This is a genomic window from Nostoc sp. ChiVER01, assembly GCF_034531155.1.
GTDB lineage: Bacteria > Cyanobacteriota > Cyanobacteriia > Cyanobacteriales > Nostocaceae > Nostoc.
Window position 1 is genome coordinate 62531 of record NZ_JAVRBS010000027.1, and the last position, 11854, is coordinate 74384.

Annotated in this window: 13 protein-coding genes and 1 pseudogene; 8 read left to right on the forward strand and 6 right to left on the reverse strand. The window is 38.9% G+C overall.

Annotated features, from left to right (window positions below):
- Positions 1-77: 77 nt before the first annotated feature.
- Positions 78-632: a hypothetical protein gene (locus tag RMY00_RS27730; RefSeq protein WP_322650620.1), complete on the reverse strand. Its 555-nt coding sequence runs from the start codon at positions 630-632 to the stop codon at positions 78-80.
- Between the two features lie 566 nt (positions 633-1198).
- Here RMY00_RS27730 and RMY00_RS27735 point away from each other — a divergent pair.
- The 7 genes from RMY00_RS27735 to RMY00_RS27765 all read left to right on the forward strand — a co-directional run bounded on the left by RMY00_RS27735 (position 1199) and on the right by RMY00_RS27765 (position 5556).
- A complete protein-coding gene (locus tag RMY00_RS27735; protein ID WP_322650621.1) occupies positions 1199-1747 on the forward strand; it encodes a hypothetical protein in 549 nt (182 codons plus the stop codon).
- On the forward strand, positions 1738-2286 hold the full coding sequence (locus RMY00_RS27740) for a GNAT family N-acetyltransferase (RefSeq protein WP_322650622.1): 549 nt from the start codon (positions 1738-1740) through the stop codon (positions 2284-2286). The genes RMY00_RS27735 and RMY00_RS27740 overlap by 10 nt, the downstream gene beginning before the upstream one ends.
- A gap of 22 nt (positions 2287-2308) precedes the next feature.
- Positions 2309-2848 (forward strand): hypothetical protein, encoded by a 540-nt coding sequence (locus RMY00_RS27745; RefSeq protein WP_322650623.1) that lies wholly within the window; start codon positions 2309-2311, stop codon positions 2846-2848.
- A 200-nt stretch (positions 2849-3048) separates the two neighbouring features.
- Positions 3049-3216 carry a hypothetical protein gene (locus RMY00_RS27750; RefSeq protein ID WP_322650624.1) on the forward strand — a complete coding sequence of 56 codons (168 nt, stop codon included), beginning with the start codon at positions 3049-3051 and terminating at the stop codon, positions 3214-3216.
- An 87-nt stretch (positions 3217-3303) separates the two neighbouring features.
- The gene (locus RMY00_RS27755; protein ID WP_322650625.1) at positions 3304-3906 is read left to right on the forward strand and encodes a siphovirus Gp157 family protein; all 603 of its coding nucleotides are present in this window, start codon (positions 3304-3306) and stop codon (positions 3904-3906) included.
- A gap of 433 nt (positions 3907-4339) precedes the next feature.
- Entirely contained in the window at positions 4340-4789 is a 450-nt protein-coding gene (locus RMY00_RS27760) for a hypothetical protein (protein ID WP_322650626.1), read from the forward strand.
- A 392-nt stretch (positions 4790-5181) separates the two neighbouring features.
- Positions 5182-5556: a hypothetical protein gene (locus RMY00_RS27765; RefSeq protein WP_289794726.1), complete on the forward strand. Its 375-nt coding sequence runs from the start codon at positions 5182-5184 to the stop codon at positions 5554-5556.
- 336 nt (positions 5557-5892) lie between these two features.
- Here RMY00_RS27765 and RMY00_RS27770 read toward each other — a convergent pair whose 3' ends face one another.
- A complete protein-coding gene (locus RMY00_RS27770) occupies positions 5893-7944 on the reverse strand; it encodes a calcium-binding protein (protein WP_322650627.1) in 2052 nt (683 codons plus the stop codon).
- 330 nt (positions 7945-8274) lie between these two features.
- Here RMY00_RS27770 and RMY00_RS27775 point away from each other — a divergent pair, with 330 nt between their 5' ends.
- Positions 8275-8901, forward strand: a complete 627-nt coding sequence (locus RMY00_RS27775) for a hypothetical protein (protein ID WP_322650628.1) — start codon at positions 8275-8277, stop codon at positions 8899-8901.
- 333 nt (positions 8902-9234) lie between these two features.
- Here the strand turns inward: RMY00_RS27775 and RMY00_RS27780 are convergent, their stop codons facing one another.
- From RMY00_RS27780 to RMY00_RS27795, 4 genes and pseudogenes are all read right to left on the reverse strand, one after another.
- Entirely contained in the window at positions 9235-9897 is a 663-nt protein-coding gene (locus tag RMY00_RS27780; RefSeq protein ID WP_322650629.1) for a hypothetical protein, read from the reverse strand.
- A 118-nt stretch (positions 9898-10015) separates the two neighbouring features.
- Positions 10016-10303, reverse strand: a complete 288-nt coding sequence (locus tag RMY00_RS27785) for a hypothetical protein (protein ID WP_322650630.1) — start codon at positions 10301-10303, stop codon at positions 10016-10018.
- Positions 10304-10564: 261 nt separating this feature from the next.
- Positions 10565-11099, reverse strand: a pseudogene (locus RMY00_RS27790) (helix-turn-helix domain-containing protein).
- 142 nt (positions 11100-11241) lie between these two features.
- The gene (locus RMY00_RS27795) at positions 11242-11766 is read right to left on the reverse strand and encodes a hypothetical protein (protein WP_322650631.1); all 525 of its coding nucleotides are present in this window, start codon (positions 11764-11766) and stop codon (positions 11242-11244) included.
- Positions 11767-11854: the final 88 nt, after the last annotated feature.

Consider the following 11854-nt stretch of genomic DNA (forward strand, 5'->3'; position numbering starts at 1 on the left):
TGAGACATGCCCCGATTAGAAATGGCGATCGCCACGTAGCCCATCGCGCCACTACCCCAGAAATGTGAACGCTTGCGTCACCTGAGCGGATGATACAGTTCGTCAAGAGCATTCCATTCCCAACCCACGCTCATTGGATCGCGGTTACGAGACCAACTCAAAAATTCTTTGGCGCTCTTGTTTTCTCTTTCAGCAATCAGGCTTTGGGGGCTAACACCGAGTCTTGGGGCAAGACTTTCGTTTGTCCTGGGTTGTAATTCAACTTGTGTTTGTTGGTATGGGTGCACTTGTCTTCGCGGTTTGTTGTTGCCCAATCTCCCAGAGGCGATTGCCCGTTCGATTAGCTCCAGCTTTTTGGTGATAGCTTCAAGTTTTGTTTCCACCGAGGAGCCTTGATCGGCAAGATGGGATTCCAGTTTCTCCAGCTTTTTCTCTAGCTGTTTGACTGATTTACTGCCTGCCGTTACATCGATATCATTATTGATATCAAATTTTATTAGTAATTCCTCTAAGGCTTGCAGCAAGGCAATTGTATGACCCTGCCTGTGTAGTTCTGATAGTCGCCGAACCACCTTAATTAGTGGAACGGGCACACGAATCATCTCGCTTGGTGGGGACTTTTGGTCAGGCATTTGATATCATTTTTGATATCGATATATTGTAAAAGGTTTGGCGCAAAGCTGTAATTTACTGAGTATTAATTGTGTCCATATTTTGAAAGATTGTTACATTTAGAAACAATCTGCTGTAGAGGAATAATAAAGTTCAACAATTTCTGTTAGGTGCTTTACCCCGCTCCAGGCATCCGTCCATAAATCGCTTGCCTGTACGCCGCGCACACGCTACGTTATTACTAGAGCGATCGCTTCCAGCAGGCGGTTACGCCATCGTACTTGCTATTTAGACCTGGCGGGCTGACCTTCAAAGGTAGCGTTGACGCACTTCCCCTCGCTGTCCGTATACTCAGCACTCATTACTCCCTAGTGCCGATACATAAGCGCGAACCACTATCCGAAAGAGATCGTCCCAGTTTAAGAAGTGAACTTAACACATCACCTCATAATTTGGTTGAAATTCTAGTGTCCTTTTGCGTTGATTAGTTTCATAGGTGGGCTAGAACCAACAGAGTGTTCTGATTATTCTGTAACTGAAAGCTAAAATTTTAACCATGTAGGGGTAGAGCTAGCAATGTAGGGAAATGGCCGAACTATATAAGGCTGGAATCATTGAGGTAACAGAAGCAGAAGATGAAGATGAAGATTTATTTGAAGTTGCGGTGCATTTTGACGGCGATATTTTTCTTCCCAACGTCGTTTTTGAAGGCAAAGACCACACATTGCGGCAAGCTAAAAAGCTCTATGATTGGCTAGAAGCTAATCATAAAGAAATCAAGGGGGAGCAACTGCGTTGGCAATCATACACAGTTAATCGTGAATCTCTAAGAGAGTACCCAGCCTGCTATTTACCTTACTACTATTCAACATACGAACAAAGTTTAGAAGTTTCAATTGTTGAGCGAGACCAAGAAGCCATTGCTTATGGTTGGTTGAGCGCTGAACCTTTACCTTACTATATGGACAAAGAATATGGTTTGGTAGTTCTTGGAGACATTTCAGATGATGCTGTGCTTGCTGGTTGGCATAAAGCTATTGATATACGCATTCACATTTACTCTTTTATCTACCAGTCAAATAGCAGTTACAAGTTTAATAATCAGTTGACAATTAGGAGCTTTAGGTGCAGCTAAAAATCGAGTTAAAAAGGGGTGTTGATAATACATCTGTTGAAGCCTATTTGGTAGATTTAGTCCAAAGACATGTTGATGATTATGTCAATTATTGGGTAGAAAGCTTAAGGTTATTTAGTCAATCAGATAAATACTGGGATTGGATATTCAAATTAAGATATATCTCCAATCAAGAAAATCTTGAAGGTTATGCAGTTGAGTGCGAAAATAAAACTCAAGGATTAATGATAATAGAAACGCAAATGCACGGTTCTCGGTTAAATATTGGTAAGAGGCTAGTTTATGTTGATGGTATTGCCACTGCCCCCACTAACCGAATCGAGATTCAACGCCCGCCTCAATTCAAAGGTGTTGGTCAAGCACTATTAAATTTCGCAAGAATTAGAAGTGTTGAGCTTGGGTATGAAGGTAGAATTGGGTTGCATTCCTTACCAAGGTCTGAAGGATTTTACGAAAAACAAAATATGTTGAACTGCGGTTCGGAAGAAGAATATGATAATTTAGTCTATTTTGAGTATGGTGTATTGAGAGGAAGATAAAGGCTGATCCGGGTAAAATTTTATGAATCATCAACAGCAAAATGATAATTCTGAGGCAAACGAGTCAATAACAACCCAAGAAGCTATAGATTTACTTTTTGGTGAAGGATGGCTCGAAGAGGCTGTTTGCATCGAAGATGAAGCAAATTGCACGATTGGCGCTGGTTTGGATTGGGGTAATGCATTACCACCTTTAATGCTCAACCTTCCTTTATTTGGTCGCTTATCAACGCTGCGTGTATCTCTCAACCGCGAAGTCAGGCTAATAATTGAAACATGGGATTTAGGTATAGGTACAACTTCTGCGACAGAGACTGCAAGGGCACGTATTAAAGAGCGGTTGCTATCTCCTACGCCTGAGTTAATACCTCACTTGGAAGCTACTTTGTTACAAGATGATTTATACGGTGAAGAGTTTATATCTAACCGAGAAGCTCTCAAATCGTTACTTGCAGTAGTTCTTACTGATTCTGATAGAGAAGAGATTGCAGAGAAGGCTGCTAATTCAATACGCACACAAGTTATGTCACAGGTGAATTTTTCCGGAAAACTTTCTGCGTAATGTCATATGCTGTTTCATACGCGCAAACGGGGAAACATATCACCAGGACAACTATCTTTGTGGTAGAAAAGCCAGTGGTTTAAGACAAATCAATAGTAGATAATTATGAGAAGGGTAAAAGAGAAATATTATCTTTCTAAGTTAACATCACAACATTTGCTGACGCAACAACTTCGTTGAAAAATTGAAGTTGTATAGACATGAAAACTACTACGAGTTCTAACCCAAAAACTAACAAAGAATTAGTAAAATCTGCACAGCAAATTCAAAAAAGAAGCACCTTCATAAGCGAAGCAGATTACTACGACTACGAAGCAGAATTAGCACAAGAAAAATCAGACTACTATCACTTGCAGTACGGATACTAAATTCAATCTCCCTTCAAGCATCAACTCTTCTTAGTCAACAACTAGTAGCAACTAACTGCTAGTTGTTTTTTATATCAAAAGTAAATTATGACTCAAGCAATTGAACACGAAATCAACCAACTCAGTCTCAAAGAATTAAGCCTAGATGCTGCTAAACTTTGGTCACAGATAGAAGAAGCAGGCGAGTTAGGCGAACAGGGTAATGTAGAACAACTCTTACAAGAACTTATGGGTGTTCAAGATGGTATCGAAACCAAAATCGATGCGATCGCCTGGGTAGTTGACCAGTTAAATCTTGACCTTGAAACCTGGGAGGAAAGAAAAGCGCGAGTAGCTGAACTCCACGACCGGGTAATTTCACGTCGCAAAACTCAACTTGAACAAATCAAGCGCACCCTCATCCACCTACACGAGATTGGATTAATCAATGACAAAAACATCGGTAAGGAAAGGGTAATTGAAATCAGGGATAACCCACCAAAAGTCGCTAACTTACTAGTAGAATTAGATGATGAAGATTTTCCTGATGAATTTAGAGTTATTAAGTACCAAGCTAATAACAAGGCAATTATTGAAGCCTATAAATCTGGTAAAGATATTAGCAATGTTGCCGAGGTAACTATCGGGAAGCAGGTGCGGTTTAAGGTGCAATCAGGTAGTAAGTCTCGCAACAAGAAAAACCACAACTAATGGCATACGCCCCAAGCATGTGAATCAAACACAGGTATATCCCATCATTTTACAAAAATATCATCAAATGGTTAAGGGTCAAATCTTAATCATTTTTATTTTTTTTAAAACTATAGCTCAATTTTAAACTTCTTCAAAAAATCATCAAAACTTTGCCTGAATTTAAACTCCGTGAAGATATAATCGATGAAATTGTAGATATCAATGAAAGCAACAGTAACTATGTCGGGCTAGGTACAAACATCGTTACAATAGGTTGGTATATTTAACCTTATTTAGTGTGGCTAAATAGGTAATTGCAATTGATTAGGTAGTTTCTATTTTCAACTATCAATATGATAATTCAAACTACTGCTAAGTTTAAGTTTAATCTGAAGGGATGCAATCACCCTAAATAAAAACTTAAATATTAGGCATCGGGAGCAGCCTTAAAATGTCATATAACAAAAACCGAAGTATAGTTATCCGTAACGCTATTATCAACAGTTTGTTTATCCTCTGGTGTTTAGTTTGGCGCACTGGTTTGGGGCTAACCTTTTTTATCATCTATGCTTCCCTTGGCTATATATATAGTTGGCCATTCTATCTTCCAATTTCGATTATTTTGGGATTTGCCCCTTGGGGTTGGAAGGTACAAGAAGAAAGAAGAGATAGAGAAGAAGAACGAAAAATGAGGAAGTTGGAAAATAAAATTGGGGATGGTTTTATCTATGCCAAAGCTGAATCAAATATCGAGATAAATTACAGGGGAGTTATCTTCCTCAAGTCAGTATTTGGTCTATTTGGTAGCGGTTTTTGGGGGATAATACTTGGCTGGAAAGCTATTTTGGGTATGGTATTACAGTTAGTAGATAATATCAGAACAGTTATTAAGCACATATAGATGAACCTGTTCATCTAACCAAACCAAACTCAAAAGTTATCCTATCATTATTCCTGCATCAGTTTGATACACAAAGTATCAAAACTTAGCTTGATGCTGAACCTTTGGTTAACGGGAAAGTTATCAAGACTCCAGACAATCTACTACAGACCACTTAAATACTTCAAATTCACTGACCAATATTCAATATTTTTGGTCTTGAGATAACATCAAAGCCAATAGAGTAGTATATTATTTCAACTTTCACTTTACCACCTTTTCAACCATAACCTTGCCGTTGCGGTAAACTCAAAGTTGAAATCACACAGGCTAACGCCTTGATATAAATAGAAATCTGGCAAATCACTTCATAAAATAGCCAGTTACTAGTTATATCAACAGGAGTTAAAATAATGGAATTAGCACAGTATATCCTAACAGGACTTCTCTACGTTATTATTTACGGATTTTCTACTCTCTTTATTTTCCAATTCTTGCTAGATATATCTATCGCTTTTGAAAAACACTGTAACTGCACTACATCTACAAAACACAGTGTAATTCAAACCGAGAGCTTAACCGAAAAATCCAAAACTCAGATATCTAACAAAAACAAAAATCAAGTATCTACAACCAAACACATGACTGTTCAACACTTAAGAAAAAGATGCTCACAAGCTGGAATAAAATGGAGTTACGCTATCCAAGAATCCAAAACAGGTAAGAAACGACATCTCAACCGAGAAGAAATGTTAATAGCCTTAACCCAGATTAAACAGTCAGCATAATAAAATATAAACTGATAGTAATTTATTCTACTATCAGTTTATGTAAAACTGGGTTACAAACACTTATCAAAAGTTGGGAAATTAGTAAATCAATCAGCAGTCTTATTGACTGCTGTTTCATACCCAAATTGTCAATAAAGCACAAAAAAGTCACATAAAGTTATGTTTATTGACAAGAAGTTAGGTGATCGCTGTCATACTCAAGTTAGCATCCAGGTACGATGACGAGGATGGTTAACATGGCACGACATCTGCGATGCCTACGGCGGGCTGCGCCTACGCTTGCGTCTGGTAGAGAAAGTTAGCAGTTTGCTAGAAAGACTTTCTAAATCCTCATCAAGTTTGGATTACAAAGTCTGATGCAGTCAAGGACAGGTTGCTGGTGAGATTGGCAAACTCTGCTCCAGTTCCGAAGCCAGCCACAAGTCCATTTTGATTGTAGAAGAGTGCCCCTCTGCTTTGGTTGTAAACAATTTTGGCTCCACTGATTGCCGCAGCAGCGTCACTAGTAACGATCGCAAATTCATTATTCAGGCTAAATCCATTACCAGCCGAGCTTTGTAAGGCTGTAAATGTGGTTTTATCTAGGATGATTTTATCACTCGCTTTTTGGAAATCTGTAATCCGATCAATGGCGATCGCTGTACTGTTAAAGGCAGCATTGGTGTTGTAAAGGAAGAAATCGCTGCCACTACCACCGGTTAGGATGTCATCACCAGCCCCCCCAATCAGAGTATCATTACCACTTCCCCCAATCAGGGTATCCTTGCCACCTTCTCCACTGAGAATATTATTGCTTGTGTTACCCGTCAGAATGTTGTCGAGGGAGTTGCCAGTCCCATTAGTTCCTCCTGTTATCAAAATCAGGTTTTCTATGTTAGCACCCAAAGTGTATCCCTGGGCAGAAGTATAGGGGGCTTGAACGGTATCAATTCCTTCGCCTGCATTCTCGATAATAATGTCATCATTTAAACCACTGACAATGTAAGTGTCGTTACCACTGCCACCCCTCATCACATCATTGCCTGAACTGGCAATCAGGGTGTCATTACCTGCGCCGCCATCAAGGGTGTCATTACCTGTGTCGCCATCAAGGGTGTCATTACCTATACCCCCGTTCAAAATATTGTCACCCCGGTTGCCAGTCAGGTTATTGTTCAGGCTATTCCCAGTCCCATTAATTGCTCCAAAACCTGTAAGAATCAAGTTTTCTAGGTTTGCTCCCAGGGTGTAAGTAATGGAGGCTTGAACCGTGTCAATTTCGGTGCTGAGTGTTGATGTTTCGGTGACGATATCTCCGGTACTGTCAACAATGTAGGTGTCGTTGCCAGTGCCGCCAGTCATCCGATCATTGCCAGCACCCCCATCAATGGTGTCGTTTCCCGCACCGCCATTGATAATGTCATTTCCTGCGGCAGTATTGATAGTGTCGTTTCCAGCACCAGTATTGATAATGTCGTTTCCAGCAACAGTATTGATGGTGTCATCTTTGCTAGTACCTATGACAGTGAACTCCTCAATGTCTTGGAAACCAATCAAATCCAAGCGAGTGCTGTTGGTGCTGCTGACTTCTCGTATGGCAAAGCCGTAAGTGCTACTACCAACAAAACGCATACCAGTGCCCGTATCACCAACGGAATAGTCCACAATCAGACGGTCAATACCATCACCACCATAGACGGTATCACCATCGTTGATACTTCCACCACCCAATCCGGCGTTAATAATGTCATTGCCAGCACCAGTTATGATTAAGTCATTAGTCCGAAGAACAGCACCGTTAACAATTCCAGTGTGAGTAACAATGTCGTTGCCGCTGCCTGTAGTGATAGAAAATCCTTCAAAATTGATAGCAGTGACAACACCAGAAACATTGATATTTGAGAGATTGGAAAGGTTGAGGTTAGATGTTTGTGTGGAGAGATCAAGAGTAAGGTAGTCTAAGCCTGAACCACCATCTAAAGTGCCAGCAACAGCAGTAACACTGTCATTACCAGCACCTGCGTTAATCACGTTGTTTCCAAAGTAAGTTGTGATGGTGTCATTTTTGCTAATACCTGTGATGGTGAACTTCTCAATATTTTGGAATTGGAGATCATCTAAATCTAGGGTGTTTGGAACACCGCTAGATCGATAAGCAGAGCCTGTGCCTGAACTGGCGTAGTTGCTATAAAAATCCATACCCCCGCCTGTATCACCAACGGAGTAATCCAAAATCAGGTGGTCAAAGCCTTCACCACCATCAACATACTCATACTTACCCAGTCCTGGGTTAATGGTGTCGTTGCCTGCACCAGTTATGATGGTGTCGTTGCTACGAAATACTGTGCCGTTGACAAAAACTGGTCTGATAACAGTGTCGTTGCCGCTACCTGTAATAATTTCCATGATTTTCAGTGTGTGTCTTTAATATCGGTAAACGTGATAACTCTAGTAGGTATTTCGCAGTCAAATCTAATAAATTACGCAAACTACCGAATTTTTTCTCCAAGCAAGGTATTACGTCAAGAATCGCACACTAAAACTTTTTGAATAATTTGCGTAAATTCACGACTTTTCAGTAGAAACTATTTATAGATTGACAAACTACAGTCGTTAATTACCGTGAAAAACGCAAGACCATTTTTCAGTGCGACCTTATCCGGACTCATACTGAATACTGCAAGTCCTGTATTAGCCTCTCAACAATCACAATCTTCATTCATTCCATTTCGAGCTATGAATAAAAAATTTTCCCCAATCGCACTTGTGGTAATTGTCCTGGCAAATATAAATCCTGTTATGGCTGCATCCAAAGAAGCGAATGCAGATTTATCAACTCAAAAATTAGACTATCATCAAAACCCAAACAACACCATAGTTGCCGGATTGTTTGATGATATTATAAAGACTGTTGAGCAAATAGATGAAACACGACATAATTTCGAGCAGCGTGAACTGCAACGAAAACAGCAAGAGCAAGCAATAAAAGAACGTCAAGCACGTGAAGAAGAAAGGAAAAGACGACAAGCAGAACTCGATGCAGCTCGCAAAGCAGCTACAGAAAGGCAAATTCAGGAAGCTGAAAGAAGAAGACAGTATTTTGAGAGTCTATCTCCAGAACAAAAACAAGCTTATCTCCAAGAGCAACAGGCACTTAGACAAAAGCAAGCAGAAGCAGGTTTGTTTATGGCAGACTTCTTGCTAAGAGCGTTCATGAGTGGTGATGGTGGTCAAAGTAGTTCACAACAAGAAACTTGGTACTACGAGAAGAATCCCGAATCAACTAACAATCCTGCTCCGGCTCCTGACAAACCTAGCACTGGTTTTTACGGAAACTGTCATCATTATGGCAACTGTCAATAAAGCATAGCTTTGTCATTATTTGGCAGCCATTGAGTCATTTTTGTAAAGATTAAAATAGCTATCAAAATTATTTTGACTCATCTTTGAAATATTGTTTCAAAGATGAGTTTTTATGTCTAAAATATACTTTTTTCCCATGCTAAAACCTCATTTTTTACTAGTTTATGAACCAGAGATATTACATAGCAAAGTTTCCTTGGCAGACTACTAGTGCAGATTGGAGCAATTTAGTTTTACAATAGAATTACTATATGTGGCGATCGCGCTTTGTGCTACTAGATGTAGATAGTTTTGCACATTAGCGCGAAGCCAAGATTCAGTTACTGCAAATAACTAATAGTTCCTGTAAACACCCTTGAGCGTTGAAACTCCCCAATTGACTACAAAATCACCCATACATCCATAACCAAATTGATTCCTCATTACGTTGGTGAATTCATTAATTAAAAGGTCTTGAGTTACACCTGCTAAATCATTGCCTTGAAGTATTGAAGAAAGCCCTGTAATTACTCTAGAAGATGTTTGATTGGGAATATTTTCTTTTTCGAGACTACATATTAAAGAAGTTTCAACTAATGCAATAGCAAACTTATTAGCAGGACTTACATAATTTGCATACAAATGATATTCAGATGGTTGTGAACCATCATTAACTATCGTGATATACGCATATTTATCTTCCGAAAACATTGGTGTGACAACTAACTCTGTTTCCATCCCCCGGTTCTTTCCTTTAGCCAATAGCTTCCAGTCTCCAGAATAGTCATGTACGTAAATATCGAAATTTGATCTGCGACTGTGATTTTTGAGTGTAAAAACCCCAAAAGTATAGGCAGGAACTTTATATCTATAGTAAGCAAGTCCTTGAGAATTGAGTGCTTCATAGTAATATTTATTATCTTGATGCTCAAAACTAGTAAACTCCTGTGCATTGGCAATACCTGGAGAAGTAATCGATACACTTAATGCTGCGATACCAGCAAGTAATTTCTTCATTTTGCTATTTCCTCTTGCAATTCTGATATAATCAATTGGCGAAGGACTTGAAAGTTAAATCAAGGTTTTCATAAGATGTGCAGTCAATCAATGAGTATGCTGCAATTAAATTTACTTCTTATTGTGTGGGCTCATTTTTTCCGGCAATAGCAAGACCAACGCCTATAGAACCAGAGATTCCAGCAATCACAAGAAAGATAAATACTAAATTTTGCTTCCGTTCTAATTCTTGTTTATTTAACTCTTCCCAGCCTGACAATTTACTAATTGTTGTATTAAACTGACCTCGACTTTCCAATTCATTTTCAAATTTAATTTTCTCCCAAAAACTCCAACCTCCCAAAAGTAGGAACATGATTCCAAGAGAAAAAAATACCCCTCCAGCAACAGTTATCATTTGCTTCATAATTTAGCTCCTTTAACTGCAAATACAGCAAAACATATTGATTGGCTTATTCATTAATATTTCGCATCTAAGTCTAAAAAATTACGCAAACTAGCAAAATTTATTGTATTTTTTGAAGAAATGGTTAATTGTTTATTTTTCGCCATAGTGAAAAACAGTCAGAAGTAGAGGCGGGTTCACAAATACGCTTACTTATCGACAATGATCTCTATGAAACCACCCTTAATACTAAGTTGCTAAAGATAGTATTGTTACATTCTGTTATATAGAACAGAGCCAAGAAAATCCGACTTCTCCCTTAACAGTTATTGGATTATTCATCAGCCACTGACATCGTTCAATCAAGACAGCCTCTAGAGCATCAAGGTTATCAAATACTTTGTTTGCTAATCGCTCTCTTAGCATTGGCCAAATACACTCAGTAGGATTAAGTTGAGGAACTTTTGGCCCACTCCATAACCCACCATCATCTGGAGGTGATTGTAATCTTTCAAAAAGTTGCTTTTGCTGCTCTGGAGTTAAAGCTTTTTGTTTCCCTCCAGGGCTTTTTTGATGTCCGTCTACAATCCCCTCAGCACCCAACGCATTGTAAGAGCGAGCCATTTTTCGCACCCAATCAGCACTAAAACCTGTGATTTCAGCTACTTGCTCTACTTTCATTGGGTTTTTCAGGTCGGCTCAACAGACGAATCACTAACCATCGCGTGCGTTCTTTTACTTCTCTACAACGTCGGTAGCGTTGGGTTAATTCTGCGTAATCCAGGTGAGGAATGATCTTAATTCGAGTACGAGGCATCGCTGTACACCGATTTTACTTCCCCTAAATAATACTATCTATCGCAACTTAGTATAAACGATTACTCTGTGTATTTTTTTATAATTCATATTTTGGCAATAAGTCTATTTTTTATAAAAGATAAAGAGTAATTATTATCTAATTATCTAACCGATTTCCAATCAGATATAAATTCCTTAAGCATAGTCACTATGAACTGCTGCTCGCTATTAGAATATCCAGATATATTACCTGTTCCATAAGTTTCGGGAATACTGTATGTAGAAGCCTTGATCTTTATTCCATTCAGTTCTACATATTGAATAACTTCCAAAGAAATCAGGAAAGCCAAAGGGTCACGCGTTTTACATCCAATGGAAATGAATATATAAGGAATGTTGTCAACTTTGTTAGTTTTAATAATAGGTATACCGTTTCTACTCAGATGAGCCTCGATACCTGATTTTAAATTTTCTGCATTTATGCCAACTGGGCAGTATTTTTTTGCTACCTGGACTTGCAATTGCGATATTTCTCGTAAAGTCTCAGGTTGCCAGCTATTACTTGCCGCCTTTTCTACGGTTAAGAATAGGGAAGATACAGTAGATAAAGCTAATATTGTCAGTCTTTGCGTGAAACATCTCAAAGGCGAGTTACTTTGTGTGCTGATGTTGGATAAAAGATTCATGTATGGTATGTTTTAGATTAGGTTTTATTGCTTTAATCAAGCAAAAATCTCAAAAGCTGATTCACTAAATCTTTCGCATTAAAGTCTC

Coding starts and splice junctions, on each gene's coding strand:
- RMY00_RS27770 (WP_322650627.1), bottom strand. CDS start 7,944: ATGGAAATTATTACAGGTAGCGGCAACGACACTGTTATCAGACCAGTT.
- RMY00_RS27785 (WP_322650630.1), bottom strand. CDS start 10,303: ATGAAGCAAATGATAACTGTTGCTGGAGGGGTATTTTTTTCTCTTGGA.
- RMY00_RS27750 (WP_322650624.1), top strand. CDS start 3,049: ATGAAAACTACTACGAGTTCTAACCCAAAAACTAACAAAGAATTAGTA.
- RMY00_RS27780 (WP_322650629.1), bottom strand. CDS start 9,897: ATGAAGAAATTACTTGCTGGTATCGCAGCATTAAGTGTATCGATTACT.
- RMY00_RS27755 (WP_322650625.1), top strand. CDS start 3,304: ATGACTCAAGCAATTGAACACGAAATCAACCAACTCAGTCTCAAAGAA.
- RMY00_RS27795 (WP_322650631.1), bottom strand. CDS start 11,766: ATGAATCTTTTATCCAACATCAGCACACAAAGTAACTCGCCTTTGAGA.
- RMY00_RS27745 (WP_322650623.1), top strand. CDS start 2,309: ATGAATCATCAACAGCAAAATGATAATTCTGAGGCAAACGAGTCAATA.
- RMY00_RS27775 (WP_322650628.1), top strand. CDS start 8,275: ATGAATAAAAAATTTTCCCCAATCGCACTTGTGGTAATTGTCCTGGCA.
- RMY00_RS27760 (WP_322650626.1), top strand. CDS start 4,340: ATGTCATATAACAAAAACCGAAGTATAGTTATCCGTAACGCTATTATC.
- RMY00_RS27730 (WP_322650620.1), bottom strand. CDS start 632: ATGCCTGACCAAAAGTCCCCACCAAGCGAGATGATTCGTGTGCCCGTT.
- RMY00_RS27735 (WP_322650621.1), top strand. CDS start 1,199: ATGGCCGAACTATATAAGGCTGGAATCATTGAGGTAACAGAAGCAGAA.
- RMY00_RS27765 (WP_289794726.1), top strand. CDS start 5,182: ATGGAATTAGCACAGTATATCCTAACAGGACTTCTCTACGTTATTATT.